The 24,870-nt window shown below is 62.7% G+C and carries 23 protein-coding genes; 8 read left to right on the top strand and 15 right to left on the bottom strand.

Annotated features, from left to right (window positions below; all coding sequences use genetic code 11):
* Nucleotides 1-3: 3 nt before the first annotated feature.
* Nucleotides 4-2,067 carry a methyl-accepting chemotaxis protein gene (locus tag CSQ92_RS07595; RefSeq protein WP_080753571.1) on the bottom strand — a complete coding sequence of 688 codons (2,064 nt, stop codon included), beginning with the start codon at nucleotides 2,065-2,067 and terminating at the stop codon, nucleotides 4-6.
* Nucleotides 2,068-2,622: 555 nt separating this feature from the next.
* Here CSQ92_RS07595 and CSQ92_RS07590 point away from each other — a divergent pair.
* Nucleotides 2,623-4,710 carry a 3-hydroxyacyl-CoA dehydrogenase NAD-binding domain-containing protein gene (locus CSQ92_RS07590; RefSeq protein ID WP_099393743.1) on the top strand — a complete coding sequence of 696 codons (2,088 nt, stop codon included), beginning with the start codon at nucleotides 2,623-2,625 and terminating at the stop codon, nucleotides 4,708-4,710.
* Between the two features lie 120 nt (nucleotides 4,711-4,830).
* Here the strand turns inward: CSQ92_RS07590 and CSQ92_RS07585 are convergent, their stop codons facing one another.
* From CSQ92_RS07585 to CSQ92_RS07575, 3 genes are all read right to left on the bottom strand, one after another.
* A complete protein-coding gene (locus CSQ92_RS07585) occupies nucleotides 4,831-5,679 on the bottom strand; it encodes an alpha/beta fold hydrolase (RefSeq protein WP_180276962.1) in 849 nt (282 codons plus the stop codon).
* A gap of 107 nt (nucleotides 5,680-5,786) precedes the next feature.
* Complete coding sequence (locus CSQ92_RS07580) at nucleotides 5,787-6,185, bottom strand: VOC family protein (RefSeq protein WP_099393741.1); 399 nt, start codon at nucleotides 6,183-6,185, stop codon at nucleotides 5,787-5,789.
* Nucleotides 6,186-6,286: 101 nt separating this feature from the next.
* Nucleotides 6,287-6,583 carry a DUF2798 domain-containing protein gene (locus CSQ92_RS07575; protein ID WP_099393740.1) on the bottom strand — a complete coding sequence of 99 codons (297 nt, stop codon included), beginning with the start codon at nucleotides 6,581-6,583 and terminating at the stop codon, nucleotides 6,287-6,289.
* Nucleotides 6,584-6,679: 96 nt separating this feature from the next.
* Here CSQ92_RS07575 and CSQ92_RS07570 point away from each other — a divergent pair, with 96 nt between their 5' ends.
* Nucleotides 6,680-7,585, top strand: a complete 906-nt coding sequence (locus CSQ92_RS07570) for a LysR family transcriptional regulator (protein ID WP_034784612.1) — start codon at nucleotides 6,680-6,682, stop codon at nucleotides 7,583-7,585.
* On the opposite strand, the gene CSQ92_RS07565 is transcribed toward CSQ92_RS07570, so the two are convergent.
* Nucleotides 7,582-8,331: a nucleotidyltransferase domain-containing protein gene (locus tag CSQ92_RS07565; protein WP_099393739.1), complete on the bottom strand. Its 750-nt coding sequence runs from the start codon at nucleotides 8,329-8,331 to the stop codon at nucleotides 7,582-7,584. The genes CSQ92_RS07570 and CSQ92_RS07565 overlap by 4 nt on opposite strands.
* Before the next feature lie 193 nt (nucleotides 8,332-8,524).
* Here CSQ92_RS07565 and CSQ92_RS07560 point away from each other — a divergent pair, with 193 nt between their 5' ends.
* Nucleotides 8,525-8,728 (top strand): hypothetical protein, encoded by a 204-nt coding sequence (locus CSQ92_RS07560; protein WP_099393738.1) that lies wholly within the window; start codon nucleotides 8,525-8,527, stop codon nucleotides 8,726-8,728.
* Between the two features lie 106 nt (nucleotides 8,729-8,834).
* Here CSQ92_RS07560 and CSQ92_RS07555 read toward each other — a convergent pair whose 3' ends face one another.
* Nucleotides 8,835-10,535 (bottom strand): MFS transporter, encoded by a 1,701-nt coding sequence (locus CSQ92_RS07555; protein ID WP_034784609.1) that lies wholly within the window; start codon nucleotides 10,533-10,535, stop codon nucleotides 8,835-8,837.
* 229 nt (nucleotides 10,536-10,764) lie between these two features.
* Here CSQ92_RS07555 and CSQ92_RS07550 point away from each other — a divergent pair, with 229 nt between their 5' ends.
* The 4 genes from CSQ92_RS07550 to CSQ92_RS07535 all read left to right on the top strand — a co-directional run bounded on the left by CSQ92_RS07550 (nucleotide 10,765) and on the right by CSQ92_RS07535 (nucleotide 13,960).
* Nucleotides 10,765-11,943, top strand: a complete 1,179-nt coding sequence (locus CSQ92_RS07550) for an acetyl-CoA C-acyltransferase (protein ID WP_099387840.1) — start codon at nucleotides 10,765-10,767, stop codon at nucleotides 11,941-11,943.
* Nucleotides 11,944-12,069: 126 nt separating this feature from the next.
* Nucleotides 12,070-12,372 (top strand): Dabb family protein, encoded by a 303-nt coding sequence (locus tag CSQ92_RS07545; RefSeq protein ID WP_099393737.1) that lies wholly within the window; start codon nucleotides 12,070-12,072, stop codon nucleotides 12,370-12,372.
* A 99-nt stretch (nucleotides 12,373-12,471) separates the two neighbouring features.
* A complete protein-coding gene (locus tag CSQ92_RS07540) occupies nucleotides 12,472-13,473 on the top strand; it encodes an NADP-dependent oxidoreductase (RefSeq protein ID WP_099393736.1) in 1,002 nt (333 codons plus the stop codon).
* A gap of 61 nt (nucleotides 13,474-13,534) precedes the next feature.
* Nucleotides 13,535-13,960 (top strand): GNAT family N-acetyltransferase, encoded by a 426-nt coding sequence (locus tag CSQ92_RS07535; protein WP_099393735.1) that lies wholly within the window; start codon nucleotides 13,535-13,537, stop codon nucleotides 13,958-13,960.
* Nucleotides 13,961-14,057: 97 nt separating this feature from the next.
* Here CSQ92_RS07535 and CSQ92_RS07530 read toward each other — a convergent pair whose 3' ends face one another.
* From CSQ92_RS07530 to ygfZ, 9 genes are all read right to left on the bottom strand, one after another.
* Nucleotides 14,058-15,068, bottom strand: coding sequence for an ABC transporter permease subunit (locus CSQ92_RS07530; RefSeq protein WP_070279901.1), 1,011 nt, complete (start codon nucleotides 15,066-15,068; stop codon nucleotides 14,058-14,060).
* Between the two features lie 160 nt (nucleotides 15,069-15,228).
* Nucleotides 15,229-16,728 (bottom strand): sugar ABC transporter ATP-binding protein, encoded by a 1,500-nt coding sequence (locus CSQ92_RS07525; RefSeq protein WP_034784605.1) that lies wholly within the window; start codon nucleotides 16,726-16,728, stop codon nucleotides 15,229-15,231.
* A gap of 77 nt (nucleotides 16,729-16,805) precedes the next feature.
* Nucleotides 16,806-17,741: an ABC transporter substrate-binding protein gene (locus tag CSQ92_RS07520; RefSeq protein WP_077404737.1), complete on the bottom strand. Its 936-nt coding sequence runs from the start codon at nucleotides 17,739-17,741 to the stop codon at nucleotides 16,806-16,808.
* A gap of 64 nt (nucleotides 17,742-17,805) precedes the next feature.
* Nucleotides 17,806-18,756, bottom strand: a complete 951-nt coding sequence (gene tal, locus CSQ92_RS07515; protein WP_099393734.1) for a transaldolase — start codon at nucleotides 18,754-18,756, stop codon at nucleotides 17,806-17,808.
* A gap of 2 nt (nucleotides 18,757-18,758) precedes the next feature.
* Nucleotides 18,759-20,243 carry a xylulokinase gene (gene xylB, locus CSQ92_RS07510; protein ID WP_218964064.1) on the bottom strand — a complete coding sequence of 495 codons (1,485 nt, stop codon included), beginning with the start codon at nucleotides 20,241-20,243 and terminating at the stop codon, nucleotides 18,759-18,761.
* 32 nt (nucleotides 20,244-20,275) lie between these two features.
* Nucleotides 20,276-21,283 (bottom strand): LacI family DNA-binding transcriptional regulator, encoded by a 1,008-nt coding sequence (locus CSQ92_RS07505; protein WP_070279662.1) that lies wholly within the window; start codon nucleotides 21,281-21,283, stop codon nucleotides 20,276-20,278.
* A gap of 282 nt (nucleotides 21,284-21,565) precedes the next feature.
* Nucleotides 21,566-22,303, bottom strand: a complete 738-nt coding sequence (locus tag CSQ92_RS07500) for an NRDE family protein (protein WP_034784601.1) — start codon at nucleotides 22,301-22,303, stop codon at nucleotides 21,566-21,568.
* Entirely contained in the window at nucleotides 22,294-22,584 is a 291-nt protein-coding gene (locus tag CSQ92_RS07495) for a DUF4936 family protein (RefSeq protein ID WP_034784600.1), read from the bottom strand. The genes CSQ92_RS07500 and CSQ92_RS07495 overlap by 10 nt, the downstream gene beginning before the upstream one ends.
* A gap of 7 nt (nucleotides 22,585-22,591) precedes the next feature.
* Nucleotides 22,592-23,707, bottom strand: a complete 1,116-nt coding sequence (gene ygfZ / locus CSQ92_RS07490) for a CAF17-like 4Fe-4S cluster assembly/insertion protein YgfZ (protein ID WP_099393732.1) — start codon at nucleotides 23,705-23,707, stop codon at nucleotides 22,592-22,594.
* 176 nt (nucleotides 23,708-23,883) lie between these two features.
* On the opposite strand from ygfZ, the gene mltG reads away from it, so the two are divergent.
* Nucleotides 23,884-24,870, top strand: coding sequence for an endolytic transglycosylase MltG (mltG, locus tag CSQ92_RS07485; protein ID WP_034784598.1), 987 nt, complete (start codon nucleotides 23,884-23,886; stop codon nucleotides 24,868-24,870).

The raw sequence follows: 24,870 nt of genomic DNA, 5'->3' as shown, positions 1-24,870 counted from the left end.
GGCTTACACCACGAAGCCGGAGACAGTCTGGTTCAGGCTGCCAGCGCGCTCGTTCAAGCCATCCGTCGAGCGGGCGATGCTGTCGCAGTTGGCGGCCGACTTTTCCGTTTCCTCGGCGATGTACTGGATCGCCGTGGATACTTCGCGCGCCGTCAGCAGCTGTTCATTGGCCGCCTTCGAGATATCGGAAATGGCCAGGGTGGTCTTCGCCACGCCCGAGACGATCTTGTCGAAGGCGTCGCTGGCCTGGCGAGAGATTTCGCTGCCCGTCGAGACGCGCTTGACGGATTCGTTGATCAGCTTGGAAATCTCTTTTGTTGCCTGCGAGGAGCGCTCGGCCAGCTTGCGCACCTCGTCGGCAACGACGGAAAAGCCCAGGCCGTGCTCGCCCGCGCGGGCCGCCTCGATGGCCGCGTTGAAGGCCAGCATGTTTGTCTGGTTGGCGATTTCGCTGATCACCTTGACGATTTCGCCGATGTCTTCCGACGAGCGGTTGATCAAGTCCATCGCTTCGATCGACTTGGCGACGGCGCGCGCGCCCGCTTCCGCTTCCTGCTGCGTGGCTTTCGCCAGGTAATCGGCGTTCGAGGTGTTTTCCGCGATGGAATTGATGGAGAACGTCAAACCGTCGATGGACGCGTTCATTTCTTCCACCGTGGCGCCCAGCGCCTGCGTGCCCACGGCCACGCCCGTGGCCCGTTCGGCGATCGCGTGCGAGGCATCGGCAAAGCCGTTCGCGGCCGATACCACGTTGCCGATCACGCCGCGCAAGTCGACGATCATCTTGCTGATGCCGCCGGCCAGCAGGTCGATCGGCTCGTCGCCCTCGGGCACGATATTGCAGGTCAGGTCGCCTTGCGCCGCGCGCGCCACCGATTCAAGCAGGGCATTGACCTTGCGGCTGTCGTTGGCGGCCTTGGACTGGATGCTGTTTTCCAGGTTCACCTGTTCCGTGATGTCGATGGCGAACTTGACCACTTTATACGGCTTGCCGTTCAGGTCCAGGATGGGGTTGTAGGTGGCCTGTATCCACACTACCTTGCCATGGTTGCCCAGGCGCTTGTAGCGGCCCGCGTCGAATTCGCCGCGGTTGAGCTTTTGCCAGAATTTCTTGTACTCGGGGCTGCTCGCGTACTCGGGCTCGCAAAACATGCGGTGGTGTTCGCCCTGGATATCGCTCAAGTCGTAGTCCATGACGGCGAGGAAATTGTCGTTTGCGTCCAGCACATTGCCGTGCATGTCGAATTCGATCACGGCCTGCGCCTTGCCGATGGCGCTGACCTTGCCTTCGTATTCGGCATTGCGCATTTTCAGGGCCGTGATGTCGCTGGCGAACTTGACTACCTTGAAGGGCCGGCCTTCCGCATCGAAAATGGGGTTATACGAGGCATTGAGCCAGATTTCGCGGCCGTCCTTGGTGACGCGCTTGTATTCGCCCGAGTCGAACTGGCCTTGCCCCAGTTTCTGCCAGAACTGTGCATAGTCGTCGCTCCTGGCGTAGTCGGGCAGGCAAAACATGCGGTGGTGCTTGCCCTTGATCTCGTCGAGCGTGTAGCCGACGGACTTGAGGAAATTGTCGTTGGCGTCGAGGATGGTGCCGTCGAGCCGGAACTCGATCACGGCCTGGGCCTTGCTGATGGCGTCGATCTTGCCTTCGTAATCGGCGTTGCGGCGCTTGCTGGCCGTGATGTCGGTGGCAAACTTGATGACTTTATACGGCTTGCCGTCCGCATCGAGGATGGGATTGTAGGACGCATTGATCCACACTTCGCGCCCATCCTTGGCGCGGCGCTTGTATTCGCCATGGTCGAACTCGCCACGTCCCAGTTTGGCCCAGAAGGTGGCGTATTCGGCCGTTTTCACATAGTCGGGGTCGCAGAAGATGGCATGGTGCTTGCCTTGCACTTCGTCCAGGGTATAGCCGAGGACGCGCAGGAAATTGTCATTCGCATGCAGGATGGTGCCGTCGAGTTCGAATTCGATGACGGCCTGGACACGGTTCAATGCAGTATTTATCGCTTGTAAGTCCAGATCCTGGGAGTGGCTGACATGGCTGGCTGCGTCCATAGTATTTCCTTCGGGGTGAGAAGAGGAATGGGAACGATAAGGCTGCTGTTATTATTTTTTCTGCTATCCATATAAGGCAGCGATGTTATTGCATGGATCGACATCTGGTGATAATCGGTGAGAATGTGCGCGATCAACGGCCGCCAGTGTTTGCCCTGCGGTTTGCCTTATAGTGGATAAATTGTAGAGTATTGATTTGAATCAATAATTTGATTATTCCCCAGCATCTGGCGAAAAACAAGGGGCGGAAATAAATAATGTCAAAACTGTCGTAATTGACCCATGCCCGCATATAACAAAGCCTTTATTTTGCATAATAAAACGCCGTTATTATTATTGTGCTTTTATTATTTAAATGAATATCCAAGTGATAGCTTCTACGGGAGCTTGCTGCTTGCAGCAGAATCTTTCCGCAAACGATGTTGTACCATGGCGTACCATGCTGGCGCCGGGCACGCCACGACAAAAATAATACGAGCGTTCTTTTATGCGGTATAGTGAAGCTTCATCCCTTGCAACCACCTCATCGCTGAGCAAAATCAATAAGGAAGAGACATGAGTGCTGAATATCAAGTGAACGGCGCCGTTGCCGTCATTACCCTCGCCAATCCGCCCGTCAATGGACTGGGCCTGGCCACGCGCACGGCCGCCGTGGCCGGCATCCGCCAGGCGCTGGCGGACGAGTCCGTCAAAGCCATCGTCATCACGGGCGCCGGCAAGGCCTTTTCGGGCGGCGCCGATATCAAGGAATTCAATTCGCCCAAGGCGCTCACGGAACCGACTCTCCACACCCTGATCAACGTCGTCGAGCAATCGACCAAGCCGGTCGTGGCGGCCATCCACAGCGTCTGCATGGGTGGCGGCCTGGAGCTGGCGCTGGGCTGCAACTACCGCGTGGCCGCGCCGGGCGCGCAGATGGCCTTGCCGGAAGTCAAACTCGGCATCTTGCCGGGCGCGGGCGGCACGCAGCGCCTGCCGCGCGTGCTGGGCCTGGAAATGGCCCTGAACATGATCGTTTCCGGCACGCCCGTCACGTCCGAAAAACTGGCCGGCACGGCCCTGTTTGACGAAGTCATCGCGCCCGGCGCGGACTTGCTGGCCGCCGCCGTCGCCTTCGCCACCAAAGTGGGCGACGTGCGCCCGCTGCCGAAAGTGCGCGAGCGCAAGGTCGATTACCCGAACCACGAAGCGTTCTTGCAGTTTTCGCGCAATACGGTGAAAGCCATGTCCGGCCCGTTCCCCGCACCGCTGAAATGCGTCGATGCCGTGGCGGCCGCCGTGACGATGAAATTCGACGAGGGCTTGAAGTACGAGCGTGAACTGTTCATGCAGCTGGTGCAGTCGCCGGAATCTAAAGCCCTGCGCCACGCCTTCTTTGCCGAGCGCGTCGCCAGCAAGGTGCCGGACGTGCCGGCCGACACCCCTGTGCGCACGATCGCCAGCGCGGCCATCGTCGGCGCCGGCACCATGGGCGGCGGCATCGCCATGAATTTCGCCAACGCGGGCATTCCCGTCATCTTGCTGGAAACGAAGCAGGAAGCGCTGGACAAGGGCCTGGCCACCATCCGCAAGAATTACGAGAACACGGTGAAGAAGGGCAAGCTGACGCAAGAGAAGGCCGAGCAGCGCATCGCGCTCGTTAGCGGCACGCTGGCCTACGCCGACATTGCGCAAGCCGACATCGTCATCGAAGCCGTCTTCGAGGAACTGGGCGTGAAGGAAACCGTCTTCAAGCAGCTGGACGCCGTCATGAAGCCGGGCGCCATCCTCGCCTCGAACACGTCGACCCTGGACCTGGACAAGATCGCCGCGTTCACCAAGCGCCCGCAAGACGTGATCGGCACGCATTTCTTCAGCCCCGCGAACGTCATGAAGCTGCTGGAAATCGTCCGTGGCAAGGAAACGGGCAAGGACGTGCTGGCCACGGCGCTGGCGCTGTCGAAAAAGCTGAAAAAGACGGGCGTCGTCTCGGGCGTGTGCGACGGTTTCATCGGCAACCGCATGATCGAGCAGTACAGCCGCCAGGCCGGTTTCCTGCTGGAAGAAGGCTGTCTGCCGGAACAGGTCGACAAGGCGGTCGAGAAATTCGGCTTCGCCATGGGCCCGTTCCGCATGGGCGACCTGGCCGGCAACGACATCGGCTGGGCCATCCGCAAGCGCCGCTACGTGGAAAAACCGGAAGTGACGTATTCGAAGACGGCCGACCTGCTGTGCGAACTGGGGCGCTACGGCCAGAAGACGGGTGCCGGCTGGTATGACTACAAGCCGGGCGACCGCAAGGCGTATCCGTCGGAACAGGTCAACGCCATGATAGTCCAGCATTCCGCCGACATCGGCGTGGCACGGCGCAAGATCAGCGACCAGGAAATCGTCGAACGCCTCGTGTATGCGCTCGTCAATGAAGGCGCACGCATCCTGGAAGAGGGCATCGCCCTGCGCGCCTCGGACATCGACATGGTGTATCTGACGGGCTACGGCTTCCCGCTGTTCCGCGGCGGCCCGATGTTCTACGCGGATACGGTCGGCTTGCCGAACGTGCTCGATACGATCGCCGGCTATGCGAAAGGCCGCCACGGCGAAGCGTGGACGCCAGCGCCGCTGCTGGTGAAGCTGGCGGGCGAGGGCAGGGGCTTTAACAGCTGATGAGGCACGGTTGAAAAGATGTAGGTCGGATTAGCGAGGCTCCGCCTCGCGTAATCCGACAACATTGTTGGCCATAGCGGTGTCGGATTACGCGGCATGCCGCTAATCCGACCTACGTTGTTATTTCTTCTTCGCCACCATCTTGACCGCCTCGTTGACGATGACGGGGTTGTCCTTCTGGATGTAGTAGCCGGCGCCCGTGATGCGTTCGATGGCTGGCGCGCCGGACAGGCGCTGCCAATCCTTTTCCTGGGCCCGCACGACGTTTTCAAACGAGCCCATTTCCTCGATGCCGAACTTGTCGCGCACCAGCAGCATGGCGGGCACGCGCAGCGGGCTGCTCATGTCGACATGTTGCAGGCACTGCGTCTGAGCATCGAATTCGGCCGATTCAGTACTGTTGAACATCAGCTTGCGCCGCGTCTTGACGAGCATGGCGTAGGTGGACGCGTCTGTCTGCAGGCGGTTCCATTGCTGCGGGTGCGTGGGATCGAGCAAGACCAGGCCGGCCACGTCCTGCGGGTACAGCCTGGCATACACGTACTGGTACAGCCCGCCCAAGCCATGGCCGACCAGCACATACGGCGGTTTCAAGCCCGCTTGCGTCAGCAGGGCACGCTGCTGGGCGGCGATGGTGCAGGGATCGCGCGGCGTGGTGGTCTTTTTGCTCTCGCCGTAGCCGGGACGGTCGTACACGAGCACGCGGTGCTGCCTGGCCACTTCGGGCACCACCTTGGCCCACACATCCTTGCCGTCGCCCATGGCCGACTGGAAGACCACGGGCAAGCCGCCCTGGCCGCTCAGGGTGTAGGCGATGCTGGCGTCGGGCAGGGCGGCGGTGGCCGGCACGCCTGGCATGACCGGGGTGGATGGCAACAGGGAGCAGCCGGAAAAACAGCCTGCCAGCAGCAAGCCGGCGCTGGAGAGGAGCATGGTGCGCGCGGGGCGGCCGACGAATAGATGATGCATGAATCTCCTTCTTGGTGCACGGACCGGGGACCGGTATGGCTTGTCAGCCATTATAGGCAAATCGTGCCGAAGTGGAAATGCCGAACAGAGGCGGATTTACCGTTCTGTCAGCCGGCGTCGGCGCGATGGCAGACGGCTTCGATGCGGTTGCCGTCCGGATCGAACAAAAAGGCCGCGTAATAGCTGGCGTGATAGTGGCGCAAGCCGGGCGCGCCCAGGTCGATGCCGCCGTGCGCCAGGCCCGCGTGCCAGAACGCTTCCACGGCCGCGCGCGAGGGGGCCTTGAAGCAGCAATGGCGGCGCGGCGCGTCGTCGGGCTTGGGGCCCAGGCGCACGGAAAAATAGCTGCGCTCGGGATACTCCGCATCGCTGCGCTCGCCGTAGCCTATCCAGGCGTTGGCATGGTCGCTACCCACCTTGGGCACGTTCAGCGCGGCGAAGATGGCGTCGTAGAAGCGCTCGGCGCGTTCCAGGTCGCTGACGGTGAGGGAAACGTGATCGAGCATGGGCACTCCGCTGTAAAAACAAGGACGGCCATAGCATAGCCCGGATCAGGGCGGCCGTGGGCGGGAGTGACCGAGTGATACTGTTGCTGGCCGACTGCCGGTTAAGGGCGGCTGGCGCAGGCACATGGCGCATCGGCCGGGCAGGCGGGGCAGCTTGGTGGCGCCGGGCGCGCCAGGCGGGCCACGATCGTGCGGCTGAACAGCTGCACGCGGGGCGCGAACAGCATCACGGCGCAGAAGGCCACGGGCCAGGCGGCAAAGAACGCGTGGCGCCAGCGGGGCAGGAAGTCGGCCTGCAGGCCGATATTCAGCCAGGTGACCCAGGCGCTCATCAGCAGGGTCATGACCAGCGACATCAGGAAGGCAAATACACAGCGCAAACGCAGGGCTTCGGACATGGCGCACTTTCAAGATATGAGGATATGGCAGCGTAACAACTTGCAGCAATCTATACTAGAGCCATATTTTTAATTTCAAATTCCAAAAATGCAATCATGCTTGATGATTTAGCCCTGTTTGTCGCCATTGTCGAGGCGGGCAGCCTGCATGCGGCGGCCGTGAAGGAAGACTTGCCCGCCGCGACGGTCACGCGCCGGCTGCAAAAGCTGGAAAGCCAGCTCGGCTACCGCTTGCTCAACCGCAGCGCGCGCCGCCTGCAGCCGACGGCGGAAGGCTGGCAATACTACGAGCAGTGCCGCCCCCTCGTGCATGCCTTGCGGCAGGCGACGCAGCAGCTCGACGCCAGCCTGTCGGCCGTTTCGGGCAGCATCCGCGTGCTGGCGCCCGTCAACTTCGCCAGCGGCTTGCTGACGCCGGCCTGGGTCAGTTTCATGCAGAAGTATCCGGATATCCGCCTCGAGCTGGAACTGTCGAACCTGCTGCAAGACCTGGTGGGCAGCGGCGCCGACCTGGCCATCCGCGTGGGCGCGCTCGACGATTCCTCGCTGATGCAGCGCCGGCTGGGCAGTGCCGCGCTGGTGATGGTGGCCGCGCCCGGCTATCTGGCGCGCGCCGGCGTGCCGCGCGACTTGCAGGAATTGGAAAAGCACGAGCTGATCGTGGCCGAGCCGCTGCGCAGCTGGCGGCTGCGGCGGCCCGGCGACGGCGCCGAAATGGTGATCGAACCGCAGGCGCGCCTGCGCGTCAACGAGATGCGTCTGGCCGTGGAGATGGCCGACGCGGGCATCGGCATCCTGCTGTGCCCGCTTTTGCAATGCCGCGAGGAAGTGGCCCGGGGCAGCCTCGTGCGCGTCTTGCCCGACTGGATGCCGCAGCCGCGCCACGTGTATGCCGTGTGGACGCAGCGGCGCTACCTGCCGGCCCGCGTGCGCGTGCTGCTCGAGCACCTGGCGGCGTTTGCGGCGGATAATCCCTTGTTGAACGAGGAGCCGGGCGTTTAGCTTGCCTGTTGCTGCGCCAGCCACAGCGTGAACTGGCGCAGCGCTGGCGTAAAACCGCTGGCTGGCGCGGCACCGGGCCTGGCCTGGGCCAGGAAATACGCGATGGGCGCCTGCATGGCGGGAAAGTACCGCAGCAACAGCGCCACATGCTCGTCCAGGCTGGTGGGCCAGCCTGGATCGCCATCCTGGCGCAGGGTGTTGCAGGAACGGATCAGCTTGCGCGACGCTTCGCGCTGCAGGCGGGCGATGGCGGCAGGGTCGCGTTCGTCATCAAGGCGCTGCGCATACTCGTCCAGCACGCGGGCAAAGTCGCCATTCACGGCCAGGGCAATGGCGCGCGAGGGCGCGAACGGCGCAAAGTGCCGCGCCAGGTCTTCGCCCCACAGGCAGCGGCACTGGTGCTTGAGCCAGTAGCCCCAGCTGTACAGGTGTTCGGGCGCCAGTACCTGGGCCCGGTGGCCGATATCGAAATCGATCTTTATTACTTCCCGGTGGCGCGCCTGCAAGGCCAGGCGCAGCGCCTCCAGCGCGCCGGCCTGCTGCTGCGTAGGTGGATGGCGCAGTACCAGGGTCAGGTCGAGGTCGGATACGCCCGGCGTGGCGTCGCCGCGGGCGACGCTGCCATACAGGTATATGCCGTCCAGCAAGTTACCGGCGTGCGCAGCCAGGCTGGCGCAAACGTCTTGCAGCAAGGCGTCGAAATGCTGCTGCAGTGGGCCGCAGGGGGCGGGAGGAATGGTCGGCATGCCTGGTACGAATCCGCTGGGAGAAACTGCCACCATAGCATGCGGTGGCGGGCGCGCAGGCAATCCTTTCCATTAAGTAATACCGAGCGCTTGTACTTTTCGTCAAGATCGCGTTAAGATAAAGCTGCCCGCTTATCCAGTGGGCAATCTGGTGTTTTTTCGCGCAATCCCGTCCCTATCCATGAGAGTAGCAATGAAATATCTGATCATTCCCTTCTTGCTGGCCATCACTGGCTGCGAAGTACTGTATGACGCAAACCGGGACAAGATCGGCGAGTATTGCAACAGCCTCAATAATTTTGACGACCGGAATGCCTGCCGCAAGCGCAACCAGACCAGCTATCAGGAATACGTGCAGCAGCGCGACCAGCTGAAAAAGGGCAAGAGCGAAAAGTAAGTTCGGCAAGTTCGCCGCCGCATACGCCGCATAAAAAAACGCCGCTGACGAGTCAGCGGCGTTTTGCTTTGCGAACCCCGGCCTTGCGACCGGGGCATGCATCAGATCAGTCGTCGGCGTAGATATTGTTGTCCTTGGTTTCCTTGACGAACAGGGTGCCGATCACGACAGTCGCCAGGGCGACGACGATCGGATACCACAGGCCGTAATAGATATCGCCCTTGAAGGCCACCAGCGCGAAGGCCGTGGTCGGCAGCAAGCCGCCGAACCAGCCGTTACCGATATGGTAGGGCAGGGACATCGAGGTGTAGCGGATACGGGTCGGGAACATTTCCACCAGCATGGCGGCGATCGGGCCATACACCATGGTCACGTACAGCACCAGGATGAACAGCAGCAAGACCACCATCGGCTTGTTGATCTGGTCCGGATCGGCTTTCGCAGGGTAGCCCGCTTCCTTGATGCCGGCGCCCAGTTCTTTCTTCAGCGCCGCTTCGTGGGCCTTGCTTTCCGCATCGAAGTTCAAGCCATCGGCCGTCATGACGGCGTTAAATGACGTGAATTCCTTCGTGCCGATGCGTACCTTGGCGATGCTGCCTGCCGGTGCGTCTTCCTTCGTGTAGTTCACCGAGCTGTTCGACAGGAAGCCCGTGGCGATGTCGCACGACGATGGGAATTTCTTCGTGCCCGTCATGTTGAACTGGAAGTGGCAGGAAGCAGGATCGGCGACCACCACCACTGGCGAGTTCTTCAGTGCCGCTTCCAGCTGCGGATTGGCGAAGTGGGTCAGGCCGTTGAAGATCGGGAAATAGGTCGCAGCGGCGATCAGGCAGCCGCCGAGGATGATGTACTTGCGGCCGATGCGGTCGGACAGGCTGCCGAAGAACAGGAAGAATGGAGTGGCCAGCAGCAGGGCGATGGCGACGAGCACGTTGGCCGTTGCCAGGTCCACTTTCAGGGTCTGGATCATGAAGAACAGGGCGTAGAACTGGCCCGTGTACCAGACGACAGCCTGGCCGGCCGTCAGGCCGATCAGGGCCAGGATGACGATCTTCAGGTTTTTCCACTTGCCGAACGCTTCCGTCAGCGGGGCTTTCGAGGTCTTGCCCTCGGCCTTCATCTTGGCAAACGCCGGCGATTCATTCATGGCCAGGCGGATCCACACGGAAATACCCAGCAGGATGACGGAGACCAGGAAGGGAATGCGCCAGCCCCATGCCTCGAAATCCTTCTCGCCGGTCGCCAGGCGGGTACCCAGGATGACCATCAGCGACAGGAAGAAGCCCAGGGTTGCCGTCGTTTGTATCCACGCCGTGAACGCGCCGCGCTTGCCTTCAGGCGCGTGCTCGGCCACATAGGTGGCTGCGCCGCCGTACTCGCCGCCCAGCGCCAGGCCTTGCAGGATGCGCAGGAAGACGAGGATGATCGGTGCCGCGATGCCGATGGAAGCGTGGCCCGGCAGCAAGCCGACGATGAAGGTGGAGCCGCCCATGATCAGGATGGTGATCAGGAAGGTGTACTTGCGGCCGATCATGTCGCCCAGGCGGCCGAAGACCAGCGCGCCGAACGGACGCACGATGAAGCCGGCGGCAAAGGCCAGCAGCGCGAAGATGAAGGTGGTGGTAGGGTCGCCGATGAAGAATTGCTTGGCGATGATGGAAGCGAGCGAACCGTACAGGTAAAAATCGTACCATTCAAAGACGGTGCCCAAGGATGATGCAAAGATGACCTTGCGTTCCTCGGGCGTGATCGGAGTGCCTTTGGTGGAAAATTTCCGTACGTCGGCCGAGCCGGATGGTGATGCCATGGTTTGTCTCCCTATGTTTTATAGTGAACTGGTGCCGCGGTCTTTTTGACCATTCTTGCAACAGCTGGAGGCGAGTGTGTTCTCCGAACCTTACGTCATGCTTGCTTGAAACTTACGCCAAGCTTACAAATTGATGCACGCCAGAACTTTGCGAACGATCGTACTTAAATGTGCTATTCTGATTCCGCAGATATTCCACCCCATAATATTCCCCACAAGGAGACACAGCATGAATGAAGCCGTCATCGTATCGACCGCCCGCACGGGCCTGGCCAAGTCCTGGAAGGGCGCGTTCAACATGACGCATGGCGCCACCCTGGGCGGCCACGTGCTGGCGGCCGCCGTCGAGCGCGCGCGCATCGAGGCGGAGGAAGTGGAAGACGTGCTGGTCGGCTGCGCCTTCCCGGAAGGCGCCACGGGCGGCAATATCGCGCGCCAGGTGGCCTTGCGCGGCGGCTGCCCCGTGACGACGGCCGGCATGACCGTCAACCGCTTCTGCTCGTCGGGCTTGCAGGCGATCGCCCTGGCCGCGCAGCGCATCATCGCCGGCGAAGGCGATATCTATGCGGCCGGCGGCGTGGAATCGATTTCCTGCGTGCAAAATGAAATGAATACGCATATGTACCGCGACGTCTGGCTGCAGCAGCACAAGCCGGAAGTGTACTGGCCCATGCTGCAGACGGCCGAAACCGTGGCCAAGCGCTACCAGATCTCGCGCGAACGCCAGGATGTGTATGGCGCGCAAAGCCAGCAGCGCGCCGCCGCGGCCCAGGCGGCCGGTCTGTTCGACGCGGAAATCGTGCCGATGACCACCATCATGGGCGTGGCCGACAAGGCCAGCGGCATGCTGCTGTCGCGCGAAGTGACGATCTCCGCCGATGAAGGCATCCGTGCCGACACTACCTACGACGGCGTGGCGAAGATCCGTCCGGCCATCCCGGGCGGCGTCATCAGCGCCGGCAACGCCAGCCAGTTTTCCGATGGCGCGGCGATGGCCATCGTCATGAATGCGAAAGTGGCCGAAGCGAAAGGCTTGCAGCCGCTGGGCATCTTCCGCGGCTTTGCCGTGGCCGGCTGCGAACCCGATGAAATGGGCATCGGTCCCGTATTTGCCATCCCGAAACTGCTGAAAAAGGCGGGCTTGACTGTCGCCGACATCGGCCTGTGGGAACTCAACGAAGCGTTCGCCGTGCAAGTGCTGTACTGCGCCGATACCCTGGGCATCCCCATGGACCGCCTGAACGTCAACGGCGGCGCGATTGCCGTCGGCCACCCGTATGGCGTGTCGGGCGCCCGCCTGACGGGCCATGCCCTGATCGAAGGCAAGCGCCGTGGCGTCAAATACGTGGTGGTGACCATGTGCATCGGCGGCGGGCAGGGCGCGGCCGGCCTGTTCGAAGTGCTGTAAGGTAGGTTTTATCCAGTCTGCGGGCGGCTTACAAGGCCGCCCGTTTGCATTGCGCGCCCGTTTCCTGCAAGGCGCGCCGATAGCGGGTACAGTAATGCTTCATTAATAAACAACCAGCCCGCTACCATGATCAAGCATATCGTTTTCTGGAAACTGTTAGACCACGCCGAAGGCGCCGACCGCGCCACGAACGCCTTGAAACTGAAAGCCCTGCTCGATTCCTGTTCGGACCTGGTGCCCGGCATCCTGGCATTCGAAGCAGCCGTGGCCCAGCCGGGCCTGGAAGCCACCTACGACATCGCCCTGTACAGCGAGTTCGCCAGCCGCGAAGCGCTCGACGCCTACCAGAACCATCCCGAGCACGTGAAGATCAAGCCGTTCTTTGGGGCCGTGCGGGAAGCACGGCAATGTATGGATTACGAAGTGTGAAAACCCGTTAACCCCAAAGCGAAGGGCCGGGGTCAGACCCTGAGGGTCTGACCCCGGACTTTGCCTCTGGGGTTCATTTGACAAATGACAGGAGCATTCATGACCACCTACCAACGCATCGTCCTCGCCTCGCGCCCCGCTTCCAATGAGGAAGTGCAGCCAGCACATTTCCGTCTGGAAACCAAAGAGATTCCCGCCATCGCGGATGGCCAGTTGCTGGTGCGTAACCAGTATCTGTCCTTGGACCCTTACATGCGCGGGCGCATGAGCGCCAATAAAAGCTATGCGTCGCCGCAGGCGCTCGATGAAACCATGATCGGCGGTACGGTGGGCGTGGTGCTGGAATCGAAGCATCCGAAGTTTGCCGCAGGCGACACCGTCGTGGGGACTTTGGGCTGGACGGAAGTGGCCGTGTCGGACGGCACCATGCTGCGCAAGGTCGACACGACGCATATTCCCGCCTCGGCCTACCTGGGTTCCGTCGGCATGCCGGGCATGACCGCCTGGTATGGCTTGAACCAGATCATGGCGCCGAAAGCGGGCGAAACGGTGGTCGTGTCGGCCGCCAGCGGCGCCGTGGGCAGCGTCGTGGGGCAACTGGCGAAATTGAAAGGCTGCCGCGTGGTCGGCATCGCCGGCGGCGCCGACAAGTGCGCGTATGTGGTGAATGAACTGGGTTTCGATGCCTGCGTCGACTACAAGGCGGGCAAGCTGGAGGCTGACCTGGCGGCGGCCACGCCGGACGGCATCGACGCCATCTTTGAAAACGTGGGCGGCGCCATCTTCGATGCAGCCCTGGCGCGCACCAACGCGTTTGGCCGGGTGGCCGTGTGCGGCTGGATCGCCGGCTACAACGGCGAGCCGACGCCGCTTGACAATGCGCGCCTGATCCTCACCAATCGCCTCACCGTGCGCGGCTTCATCGTGTCGGAACAGCCGGAATTCTGGCCGCAAGGATTGGCGGAACTGGGAACATTGGTGGCGACGGGCAAGCTGAAATTCCGCGAATCCGTGGCCGATGGCCTGGCCAGCGCGCCCGAGGCTTTCATTGGCTTGCTGAAAGGGCGCAACTTCGGCAAGCAATTGGTGAAACTGGCCTGACCTTCCTTCCGCAAGGCGGGCCGTGCGACAATTGCGGCCCGTCTCTTACTAGCGCATATCCATGACCAAGCACACCATCCGCCTCGGCGACTGGGCCACCCTGGGCCCTGACGCCACCGCCATCCGTTTCGAAGTCTTTGTCGATGAACAGAAAGTGCCGGCCGAGATCGAACTCGACGACATGGATGCCGTCTGCCTGCACGCCGTTGCCTACGACGGCGCCGGTAACGCCATCGGTACGGGACGTTTATTGCCAGACGGCCACATCGGCCGCATGGCCGTGCGCCAGCCGGGCCGCGGCACGGGCGTGGGCGGCGCCATTCTGACCTTGCTGATGGACAAAGCCCGCGAACGTGGCGATGCGGCGGTGGTGCTCAATGCGCAGACCGTGGCCGCGCCATTCTATGCGCGCCACGGTTTCGTGCAGCAGGGGGAACAATTTGAAGAGGCGGGGATTGCGCATGTGGAGATGCGGCTGGTGTTCTAGGGTGTTGTCGGATTACGCGCGTAGCGCTAATCCGACCTACGACGTCAACGGTAGGTCGGGTTAGCGCGCAGCGCGTAACCCGACACCACCAGCACAATCAGTTCTGCGCGTGGCTCTGGCGCCATTTATCCAGAATCACGGCCAGCACGATCACGACACCTTTCGCCACATACTGCCAGAACGACGACAGGCCCAGAATCGTCAAGCCATTGTTCATCACGCCGATGATCAGGGCGCCGATGACGGTGCCCCAGACGGAGCCCACGCCGCCCATCAGGCTGGTGCCGCCCAGCACGACGGCCGCGATGGCGTCCAGCTCATATCCCGTGCCCCAGTTGCCGTTGGCCGCATACAGACGGCTGGCCGACATGGCGCCGCCCAGGCCCGCGAACAGGCCGCTGATCGTGTAGACAAACATCAGCACGAGGCCGACCTTGATGCCCGTCAAGCGTGCCGCCTGGATATTGCCGCCGACAGCGTAGATATGCAGGCCCAGGGTGGTCTTGCGCAGGATGAACCACGTCAGCACGACGACGGCCGCTGCCAGCCAGATCAGCCAGGGCACGGCCAGGAAGCTGCCGTTACCCATCCATTCGAAGCTGGGGATTTCCGTGTTCAGCACGCTGGTGCCGTCGGCGAACAGGTAGGCCGCGCCGCGCAGGGCTGTCATGGTGCCCAAAGTCACCACGAACGGGTTCAGGCCGACGAGGGCCACCAGCACGCCGTTCAGTGCGCCCAGCAGCAGGCCGACGATGAGGAAGGCGGGAATCGAGAAACCGGCGAACTGGGCCGACAGCGACATCAGCATGCCTGCAACGGCCGAGACGGCCAGCACGGAGCCGACGGACAAATCGATGCCGCTCGTCAGAATGACGAAGGTCATGCCCGACGCCAGCACGATATTGATCGACACCTGACGGAAGATGTTCATGGTGTTATTGCTGGTCATGAACGTTGACGTGCCATCGGCCGAGAAGTACACGGTCAGGCCATACATGGCCAGGTAGAGCACCACCAGCACGGGCAGCATGCCCAGGCGGCGCATCAGGTTCGAGGCATTGAAGGGTTCGCCGGCGCGCGCGGCGCCGCGGGTGGTGCTAGTTGTCATCATGAGTCTCCTGAATGATTATTTAAGACGTATTCTTAAAACGCCTGACAAAACCGTAGCGAGCGGATGTGGGTTGTGGTTGAGACGCGGAACTGTGCGGATGCACAGTGAGCATCGGAAACCGCAACCCGCGACGCGCAGTAGGTTTTGACAGGTGTTTTTATGCCGCTTCCAGCTGCGTGGCATAGGCAAGGATGTTTTCCTGCGTAATGTCGTCGCCCGTCACTTCGCCCGTCAGGCGTCCTTCGCACATCACCATCACGCGGTCGCAGATGCCGACCAGTTCGGCCAGTTCGCTGGAAATGCACAGCACGGCCGTGCCCGCATCGGCCAGCTGGTGGATGATCTTGTAGATTTCGCTCTTCGCGCCCACGTCCACGCCCCGCGTCGGTTCGTCGAGGATGAGGACCTTGGGCGCGATGGCCAGCCAGCGCGCCAGCAAGACTTTTTGCTGGTTGCCGCCGGAGAGTCCGCCGACGATGCCTTCCGGTCCCGACACTTTCACGTTGAGGTTGGCAATTGCCTCGCGCGTCAGCTGGGTCAGGGCGCCACGGTTGACGACGCCCGCCGTGGAGTGCTTGGAGAGGATGTTCATCGACATGTTTTCCATGGCCGACAATTGCATGAACAGGCCCAGGCTCTTGCGGTCTTCCGGCAGGTAGCCGATGCCGTGGCGGATGGCCGCCAGCGGCCGGTGGATGTGCACTTCCTGGCCGTCGAGCCATACTTGCCCCGATTGCTTCTTGTCGGCGCCAAAGATCAGGCGCGCCAGTTCCGTGCGGCCTGCGCCGACCAGGCCGGCAAGTCCCGTCACCTCGCCCGCATGCAGCGCGAACGAGGCGGGCTTGACCTTGCCGCCGCCCACGTTTTCCACGCGCAGGCGCTCGGCGCCCCGCGTGGTGCGCCGCTGGTGCGCATAAAAGTCGTCGGCGGGGCGGCCCACCATCATTTGCACGACTTTCTTTTGATCCAGCTCATCCTTGCCCAGTTCGCCCACATAGGCGCCGTCGCGCAGCACGGTGATGCGGCGCGCCAGGCGTTCCACCTCGGCCATGCGGTGGCTGATGTAGAGCACGGCCAGGCCCTTGTCGCGCTGTTCTTCGATGATGCGGAACAATTGTTCGGTTTCCCGGTCGGACAGGGCTGCCGTCGGCTCGTCCATGATCAGGATGCGGCTTTCGTGCACGAGGGCGCGGGCGATTTCCACCTGCTGCTGCTCGGCGATCGACAGGGTCGAGACCATGGTGTCGGCGTCGAAGCGGGAGCCGAGGTCGGCCAGGATGGCATTCGTGCGCGCGCGCATTTCGCCGCCCTTGACGGTCCAGAACGGTCCTTGCGGCTCGCTGCCCATGAAGACGTTCTGCGCCACCGTCATGTTCCTGGCTACGCTCAATTCCTGGTAGATCAGGTTGATGCCCAGCGCGCGCGCCTCGCCCGGGTTGCGGATACGAATCGGCTTGCCGTCGAGGATGATCTCGCCCGCGTCCGGCGTGTACACGCCGGATAAAATCTTCATCAGGGTGCTCTTGCCGGCGCCGTTCTCGCCCATCACGGCATGGATTTCGCCGCTGCGCACCGTCAGGTGCACGCCGCGCAGCGCGCGCGTGGCGCCAAAGCGCTTCTCGATGCCGCGCATTTCAAAAATAATATCGTCGCTCATGACTGTCCTTCCTTGCTGGTGAAACTGGCGCCGCCTGCCAACTGGCTGGCGGCGCCACGTGGTTCAGGTCAGGCAGATCAGTTCTTTACCCAGCCCGTGTAGGTGGCGACGTTTTCCTTGGTGATGGCCGGGGTCGGCAACAGCACCATGGTCTGTTTCGGCGTGCGGCCGTTCATGATGTCGTAGCCCATCTGCACGGCGTCGGTGGCCATGCGGTACGGGTTTTGCGCCGAGGTGGCGGCAAACAGGCCGGCCTTGTTTTTCAGGGCGTTCTGGCCATCGGGCGCGCCATCGACTGCCGTGATCAGTTTCACGTCCGTGCGCTTCGATTGCTTGATCGCCAGTTCGGCGCCGATGCCGGTCGGGTCGTTGATGGCGAATACGCCGTCGATCTTCGGATGGGCCGTCAGCAGGTTCGACATCACGGTCATGCCGCCGTCGCGGCTGCCGCCGGCGTTCTGGTTGTCGGACAGGATCTTGATATCCTTGAACGCGGCCAGGGTTTTCTTGCAACCGTTGACGCGGTCGATCACGGACGTCACGGGCGGGCCGTTCAGAATCACCACATTGCCCTTGCCGCCGATCTGCTTGGCCAGGTAGGCGCACGACACGTCGCCGGCCATGGTGTTATCGGACATCACGGTGGCCGAGGCGCCCACGGCGCCCACGTCGACAGCGATCACGACCACGCCCGCATTGCGCGCTTTCTTGATGGCTGGCGCGATGCCCTTGGAATCGACGGCGTTCAGGATGATGATGTCGGTCTTGTTGGCGATGAAGTTCTCGATCTGGTCCACCTGGGTGTTCAGGTCATACTTGCTGGACACCGTGGTGACTTTCACGCCAGGGCCGCCCAGCTTTTTCGCGCTTTCTTCCGCGCCGCGGCCAATGGCCACGAAGAACGGGTTGGCCAGGTCGCCCACGCTCACGCCGATCGATTTCAGCGGTTTGTCGGCGGCGAAAGCGCCGCAGGCGGCGGACAGCAGCAGGGAGGCGGTAATGACTTTTTTCATGAGGATCTCCAAGGGTTTTTATTGTAAAAACAAACGGTGCTACGGGTAAAAACGGGGGGCAAACTTATTGATTGCGTAACTTCTCGATCATGGCGTCCAGCTTGCCCGCATCGACGGCAAAGCCGCGGATGCCTTCGGCCAGCTTTTCGGTCGCCATCGCGTCGTCGTTCAAGGCGTAGCGGAAAGCGGCTTCGTCATACGTGACGGCCGCTTGTGCCGCGCCCAGGTCGCCGCCCAAGGCGCGCTCGAATGGCGCATCTGCCGCTTCCAGCTTGGCCAGCAGATCCGGGCTGATGGTCAGCAAGTCGCAGCCGGACAGGGCCGTGATCTGCCCCACGTTGCGGAAGCTGGCGCCCATCACTTGCGTGGCGATGCCATGTTGTTTGTAGTAATTGAAGATGCGCGTGACCGACTGTACTCCTGGATCATTGGACAGGCTGCGCGCCGCTTCGTCCCATGCCGCGCCCAGCGATTTTTTATGCCAGTCGTAGATGCGGCCCACAAACGGCGAAATCAGGCGCACTTTCGCGTCGGCGCAGGCGACGGCCTGGCAAAACGCGAACAGCAGGGTCAGGTTGCAAAAGATGCCGTCCTTTTCCAGTTCGCGCGCTGCCTGGATGCCTTCCCAGGTGGCGGCAACCTTGATCAGCACGCGCTCGCGGCTGATGCCGGCTTGCTCGTACAGGGCGATCAGGCGGCGCCCGCGGGCGACGGTGGCGTCGCGGTCAAAGCTCAAACGGGCATCGACTTCCGTCGACACGCGGCCCGGCACCACCTTCAAGATTTCCAGGCCGAAGCGCACCAGCACCTGGTCGACGATATCGTCCAGCGCAGCGGATTGATGCGCGGCGACCGTGCTTTCCAGCAAGGGGGCGTAATCGGGCTGCAGCACGGCCTTCAGGATCAGCGAGGGATTGGTGGTGGCGTCTTGCGGCGCGAAGCGCGCCAGTTGCAAAAAGTCGCCCGTGTCGGCGACGACGGTGCTGTATTGCTTCAATTGTTGCAGCTGATTCATTACTATTCCTTATCACTGAGTTGGTGCAAGGCTTGCACGGCGGGAAACAGGCTACGGTAGCGACCGTAACGGATGCTCAAGGCTGCGCTGTGCGCGGCATCGGGCAGGAAAATGTTTTTGATGGGCAAGCCCTGCGTCAGCAGGCTGGTGTCGCCGATGGCGGCAAAGCCCAGCTTGGCAGCGCCCAGGCTGGCCGACAATTCGCTGTTGTGCAGGGTGCGCATTTCGCGTCCCAGCACATTGGCCAGCAGTTGCGCCCAGTACTGGCTGCGCGCGCCGCCGCCCACCAGCATGCAGTGGGGAACGACGGCTCCCGTCGACGTGACGGCCGCCATGGCGTCGCGCAAGGCAAAGGCCACGCCTTCGAGCACGGCGTAGCCGAGCTGCGCCGGCGTACTGTCATGGCCCAGTTGCAAAAAGGCGCCGCGCACTTGCGGGTCGTTATGCGGCGTGCGCTCGCCCGACAGATACGGCAGGAACAGGGGCGCCGAGGGAGTAATGGCTGTAGTGAGCGGCAAGCCCGCTTCCACCAGCGCCAGCAGGGCTGCCTCGTCGGGCTGGCCCAGCACGCCCGTCGCCCAGCGCAGACAGCTGGCGCCCGACAGGATCGCGCCCATCGCATACCAGCGGCCGGGCAGGGCGTGGCAAAAGCTGTGCACGCCGCCGGCCGGGTTGCCCAGAGGCGCTTCGGTGACGGACACGATGGCGGCGCTGGTGCCCAGCGAGATAAAACTGTCGCCGCCATTGACGGCGCCGATGCCCACGGCCGAGACGGGATTGTCGCCGCCGCCGCCCGCCACCACCACATTCGCTGGCAAGCCCAGCTGGTCGGCGATGGACGCCAGCACGCTGCCCGTGGCGGCGTCGCCTTCGGCCAGCGCCGGCATCTGCTCCGGTGTCAGGCCGCAGGCGGCCAGCATGGGCGCGAACCAGGCGCGGTTGGCCTCGTCCAGCCACAGGGTGCCGGCCGCGTCCGACATGTCCGTCAGCTTGATGCCCGTCAAGCGCAGGCGCAAATAGTCTTTCGGCGACAGCAGGCAGGCGATGGCGGCAAAGGCGGCCGGCTCATGCTTTTGCAGCCACAGCAGTTTTGGTGCCGTCAGGCCCGCCATGGGCAGGCTGCCCGTCACGTCCGCATACGCGGGATAGTCGCGCGCCAGGCTAGCCGCTTCGGCTTCGGCGCGCGCATCGTTCCACAGGATGGCGGGACGGATCACGGTATCGTTGGCGTCGAGCAGTACGGCGCCGTGCATCTGGCCCGACAGGCCGATGCAGGCGATGCGGGCATATTCCTGCGGCCAGCCGGCGCGCAGCTGGCCCAGCGCGTTGACGCAGGCGGCCCACCAGTCCTGCGGCGCCTGTTCGGACCAGCCTGCTTGCGGGCGGCTGGTGTCGATGCGCACGGATGCCTGGCCGCGCACGCTGCCAGTGCTGTCCATCAGCACGGTTTTCAGTTCGGAGGTACCGAGGTCGATACCGAGGGAAATCGCTGGATGCATGTTTGGTTTACTGTAAAAGGTCAGGGGCAGCCGCAGGAATTGCGTACGCGCAAGGTTGGCGACAAGCGCTGCACGTGCTGGGCGATGCCCGGATTGGCGATACGGTCGATCAGGAGGTCGACGGCCATGGCGCCCAGCTCTTCGAGCGGCTGCGCCATCACGGTGAGGCGGGGGCTGAAGTAATCGGCCCAGTCGAAATCATCGAAGCCGGCCAGCGCGACGTCTTGCGGTACTGCAATGTGCGCATCGCGCAAGGCATGCATGGTGCCGATGGTCATCAGGTTATTGCCGGCAACGATGGCCGTGGGACGCTGTGCGGCGGGCAGGGCCAGCAATTCGCGCGTGGCTGCGCCGCTGCGTTCCAGGTTGGAGTCGCCCGAACGCAGCAGTGCCCCATCGAAGGCAATATTGGCGCGCTGCAAGGCCAGGCGGTAGCCTTCGATACGCTCGTCCGTCGTGGACAGGCCCGGTGCGCCGGCGATGAAACCGATGCGGCGGTGTCCGTGGGCCGCGATCAGATGGCTAACGAGCTGGGCCGTCGCTTCAATGTTTTCCACGCCCACCTGGTCGAACGGTTGCGGCGACATGCGGTCGACCAGCACGGAAGCGATCTTGTTGCTGGTCAAATAGTCGAGGGCGCGGTTGTGCGGATCGCCGGATGGCGCCAGCACGATGCCGTCGACGCGGCGCTGGTGCAAGTTCTGCACCACTTTCAACTCCTGCTCGGGGTCGTCATGCGTATCCGAAAACAGCATCATCAAGCCGTGCCGCGTGCAGGCAGCCTCGATAGCGCGCACGGTTTCGCTGAAATAATGATTGGTGAAGGCGGAAATGGCCACGCCGATGGTGCCCGACGAGGAGCCGGCCAGCGCGCGCGCCAGCATGTTCGGCACATAGCCGATCTGCTGCATGGCCGCGTTGACGGCGGCGACGGTTTTCGGGCTGACCTTGCGGGTGCCGTTGACTACGTGAGAGACGGTCGACAGCGATACGTCCGCCGCCCGCGCTACATCTTCCATGGTGGCCATGGTGTCTCCTGAGGTTTTTTTATTATTGTGTACTGCGATTGGGTGCGGCTGTGTCGCCGCGATTGAAGCTATCGTAAACAAAAGAAAGCGCTTGCGCAAGCGCTTTCTTTTTTCTGCGGATGGATGGCGGGTGGGTTGTCGATGAGGATAGGGGAAGCTTGCGCAGGTCGGATTAGCGCGCCGGAGGCGCGCGTAATCGGACATCGGGGACGGCGGTGATGCCGGTTGAGGGCGCTGGTGTTGTCGGGTTACGCGCTTGCGCGCTAACCCGACCTACCCGACCTACTGGATCACCAGCTCATGCAGTTCGCCGGGAGAATCCGGGAACAGTTTCACGACGGTGGACGTGCGCGTGCCGTAGCCCGGCGTTTCGATGCAGACGGCGGACAGTACGCGTTCGAGGTCGAGCGGCACGCCTGTGTCCGGCAAGCGGAAATCGGGCGCGCGCGTGGTGTCGGCCAGCATGTCGAAATACGCCTCGTCGGGCGCACCCTGGCACAGCAGGCTGGCGAACTGGGCCTTGGTCTTCAGGACCTTCGGCCACGGCGCGTCCAGCAGGGCGTTCGACAGGCCGTAGATGCCCGGCTCCAATGGCTGGCCATTGCGCGCATCGCCATCGCCCCGGTTGGAAAACCAGATCAGGGTGTCCGCGTCGCCCAGCACCAGGTTAAAGCCGTTGTAGGCTGTGCAGCCGGGGCGGATTTGCGCGATGTAATCCTGTGGCGACATATTGCCGGCCAGATAGTCGGCTACCAGGGCGCCGCGCGAGGGGGCGTCCGGGTTGCGGTCTTGCGGGCTGCGGATATTCGTGATGGCGGCAAAGCGCGAGCTGCCGCTGCCGGCCTGGGTGATGCCCATCCAGCTGCCGCCCGCCTGCAGGTCGCGGCCCGCATACACTTGCGGGTGCTCGGGCCAGGCGCCGGCGGGGGCGCTGGCGCGTTCATAGAATTCGTCGCGGTTGGCGGCGGCAATCAGCGGGATGTGCGGATTGACTTTCCAGGCAAAAACGATCAGGCACATGGAGGCAAATCCATGAACACTTCCGTATGGCGCGCGCCAGCCGTCAAGGACAGCAATCCCGCTTCGTCGGACGCGCTGGCCAGCAGCTCCGTAAAACCTTCGCCGACGACGGGGTAGATTTCCATCCACGTCTGCAAGCCATCCTTGGCGTCAGGGCGGCGCTTCAATTGCGGCGCCACGCCGGACGCGGCAGCCAGTTTTGCCTGCAAGGCACGGACCCGGGCTTCCAGCGCCTGGGCGTGCTCTTCCTTGACCTGGTAATAAATGTACAAATCTTTCATGGCATTCTCACAAGTCGAGTGCGTCTAGCACGTAAGGCATGGACAGGAACTGCACGTGAGCGCCCAGGGCCGAACCGTAGCGCACGGCGCCGGCGGCACTTGCACCTTCTTCGATCGCCCCCAGCTTCATTTCAACGAGGGCGTCGATGCCGCCATCACCGTTGGGCGCCGCGTTGACGACCATGCCGCAAGGTTGCTCGGGGTCGCTGACGGCAAACAGTTCGCCGCCGGCCACTACCGAGGGATCGGCAATGCTGACGAGGGTGGTGCGGCGCTTGAGCTTGCCCAGGTACTGGCTGCGCGCGACGATTTCCTGGCCCGGGTAGCAGCCTTTCTTGAAATTGACGCCGCCCAGCAGCTCGAAGTTGACCATTTGCGGTACGAACTGCTCTTGCGTGGCGGCCGTGATCTGCGGGATGCCCGCGTGGATCTCCGACAAGCGCCAGGCGTCATCGCCGCCCTTGGCCAGCTGCAGCGTCAATTGCGGCCACACGTCGCGCGCCGTGGCGGCCGACGTCAGCCATTCATAGCGGGGGCTGCCGAAGGCGTCGGCCACGCGCAGCAGGGTGCCGGACGCGTGTTCGACCTTGCTGAACGGCGTGGCGGGCAGGGCCGGGAACCAGGCGGACAGGGCCGCGCTGGCTTGCTTGCCGCCCAGGCCCAGGACGACCTGGTTCGCTTCGTCGCCAGATGCGTCGTGCAGCTTGGCCTTGGCGCGCAGCACGAACATCTGCAGCCGCTTCTGGATGGCCGGCTGTATGGCGCGCGGCAATTGCAGATAAATGGTGGTGGCGTTGCGCCACATCAGGAAACTGGCCAGCAGCCGGCCTTTCGGCGTGCAGTAGCCGGCCAGGCGCACTTGCTCCTGGTTCAAGTGTTCCACATCGTTGGTCAGCTGGCCGTGCAGGAAACTGGCCGCATCGTCGCCGTTCAAGCCGATCAAGCCCTGGTCCGTGATGGCCGCGACAAAACCTTCTTGCAGCTGGGGCACTGTCAGGGACTGGCCGAAATCATGGATAGGGACGGCGGTGATGGGGACGGTGCTGTCAGGCGCGCCATCGATGGCAACGGGGCGGGCGCCTTGGGCTGTTAAAAATTGATTCCAGTTATTCATAATTTCCATTAGATCAGCGATTAAGCATTATCATTACGGGTTCATTATAGTGATGTCGCGCAGATTGCGTCGGCAACGGCAAGATTGCCAGTGTTGGCGCCGCTTTGCGCGCACTTGCTTCACAAATGAACGATCATAACAAGCGGACGTTGGCCATCAGCGCCCGCATCACAAGAATCGGAACAATGGCTTTCTTTAAAAAACTTGTAGTCAGTTCAGTCATCGCCGCCATCGGCGTGGGCGGTACTTTTGTGTATTGGGCGCAGCAGCCCATCACCACGGATGGAGAAGCGATTCCGTTTACGATCAGCCCGGGCAGCGGCGCGCATGCGGCCGGCCAGCAGATCGCGGACGCGGGAGTGCCCATCGTGCCCATCCTGTTCAACATGCTGGCGCGCATCGAAGGCAAGACCTCGAAGATCAAGGCCGGTTCCTATGAACTGAAACCGGGCACCACGCCGCAGCGTTTGATTACGCAGCTGGCGCGCGGCGAATTCGCGCAAGAGTCGCTGACCATCATCGAAGGCTGGACCTTCAAACAGATGCGCCTGGCGATGGCCAACCATCCCGGTCTCAAGCACGATACCGCAGGCCTGTCCGACAAGGAACTGATGGCGAAAATCAGCCCGGAATATGTGCACCCGGAAGGTTTGTTCTTCCCGGATACGTATCTGTTTGCCAAGGGCGCCAGCGAAATGCAGATTTTCAGGCAGGCGCATACGGCCATGATCGGCCGCCTGTCCGAAGCGTGGGACAAGCGCGATCCCGCCTTGCCATATAAAAACCCGTACGAAGCGCTGATCATGGCTTCCATCGTGGAAAAGGAAACGGGGCAAAAGTCCGAGCGCGCCATGATTGCCGGCGTGTTCGTCAACCGCCTGAAAACTGGCATGCTGCTGCAGACGGACCCGACTGTGATCTATGGCATGGGCGACAACTACCAGGGCAAGATCCGCAAACGCGACCTGGAAGCGGACACCCCTTACAATACCTACACGCGCGGCGGCTTGCCGCCCACGCCGATCGCCCTGGCTGGCGCGCAGTCGCTGACGGCGGCGCTGGCGCCGGCCCGCACGCAAGCGCTGTATTTCGTCGCGCGGGGCGACGGCACCAGCCAGTTCTCGGCCAACTTGCCCGACCATAACCGCGCCGTGAACCAGTATCAGCGTTAA

Source organism: Janthinobacterium sp. BJB446 (genome assembly GCF_002735655.1).
GTDB classification, from domain to species: domain Bacteria; phylum Pseudomonadota; class Gammaproteobacteria; order Burkholderiales; family Burkholderiaceae_D; genus Janthinobacterium; species Janthinobacterium lividum.
This window is presented reverse-complemented; position numbering and strand designations above follow the sequence as displayed.

Bases quoted from the DNA above. Each gene is read 5' to 3' on its own strand.
- CSQ92_RS07595 (WP_080753571.1), bottom strand. From the start codon at position 2,067: ATGGACGCAGCCAGCCATGTCAGCCACTCCCAGGATCTGGACTTACAA.
- CSQ92_RS07590 (WP_099393743.1), top strand. From the start codon at position 2,623: ATGAGTGCTGAATATCAAGTGAACGGCGCCGTTGCCGTCATTACCCTC.
- CSQ92_RS07585 (WP_180276962.1), bottom strand. From the start codon at position 5,679: ATGCATCATCTATTCGTCGGCCGCCCCGCGCGCACCATGCTCCTCTCC.
- CSQ92_RS07580 (WP_099393741.1), bottom strand. From the start codon at position 6,185: ATGCTCGATCACGTTTCCCTCACCGTCAGCGACCTGGAACGCGCCGAG.
- CSQ92_RS07575 (WP_099393740.1), bottom strand. From the start codon at position 6,583: ATGTCCGAAGCCCTGCGTTTGCGCTGTGTATTTGCCTTCCTGATGTCG.
- CSQ92_RS07570 (WP_034784612.1), top strand. From the start codon at position 6,680: ATGCTTGATGATTTAGCCCTGTTTGTCGCCATTGTCGAGGCGGGCAGC.
- CSQ92_RS07565 (WP_099393739.1), bottom strand. From the start codon at position 8,331: ATGCCGACCATTCCTCCCGCCCCCTGCGGCCCACTGCAGCAGCATTTC.
- CSQ92_RS07560 (WP_099393738.1), top strand. From the start codon at position 8,525: ATGAAATATCTGATCATTCCCTTCTTGCTGGCCATCACTGGCTGCGAA.
- CSQ92_RS07555 (WP_034784609.1), bottom strand. From the start codon at position 10,535: ATGGCATCACCATCCGGCTCGGCCGACGTACGGAAATTTTCCACCAAA.
- CSQ92_RS07550 (WP_099387840.1), top strand. From the start codon at position 10,765: ATGAATGAAGCCGTCATCGTATCGACCGCCCGCACGGGCCTGGCCAAG.
- CSQ92_RS07545 (WP_099393737.1), top strand. From the start codon at position 12,070: ATGATCAAGCATATCGTTTTCTGGAAACTGTTAGACCACGCCGAAGGC.
- CSQ92_RS07540 (WP_099393736.1), top strand. From the start codon at position 12,472: ATGACCACCTACCAACGCATCGTCCTCGCCTCGCGCCCCGCTTCCAAT.
- CSQ92_RS07535 (WP_099393735.1), top strand. From the start codon at position 13,535: ATGACCAAGCACACCATCCGCCTCGGCGACTGGGCCACCCTGGGCCCT.
- CSQ92_RS07530 (WP_070279901.1), bottom strand. From the start codon at position 15,068: ATGACAACTAGCACCACCCGCGGCGCCGCGCGCGCCGGCGAACCCTTC.
- CSQ92_RS07525 (WP_034784605.1), bottom strand. From the start codon at position 16,728: ATGAGCGACGATATTATTTTTGAAATGCGCGGCATCGAGAAGCGCTTT.
- CSQ92_RS07520 (WP_077404737.1), bottom strand. From the start codon at position 17,741: ATGAAAAAAGTCATTACCGCCTCCCTGCTGCTGTCCGCCGCCTGCGGC.
- tal (WP_099393734.1), bottom strand. From the start codon at position 18,756: ATGAATCAGCTGCAACAATTGAAGCAATACAGCACCGTCGTCGCCGAC.
- CSQ92_RS07505 (WP_070279662.1), bottom strand. From the start codon at position 21,283: ATGGCCACCATGGAAGATGTAGCGCGGGCGGCGGACGTATCGCTGTCG.
- CSQ92_RS07500 (WP_034784601.1), bottom strand. From the start codon at position 22,303: ATGTGCCTGATCGTTTTTGCCTGGAAAGTCAATCCGCACATCCCGCTG.
- CSQ92_RS07495 (WP_034784600.1), bottom strand. From the start codon at position 22,584: ATGAAAGATTTGTACATTTATTACCAGGTCAAGGAAGAGCACGCCCAG.
- ygfZ (WP_099393732.1), bottom strand. From the start codon at position 23,707: ATGGAAATTATGAATAACTGGAATCAATTTTTAACAGCCCAAGGCGCC.
- mltG (WP_034784598.1), top strand. From the start codon at position 23,884: ATGGCTTTCTTTAAAAAACTTGTAGTCAGTTCAGTCATCGCCGCCATC.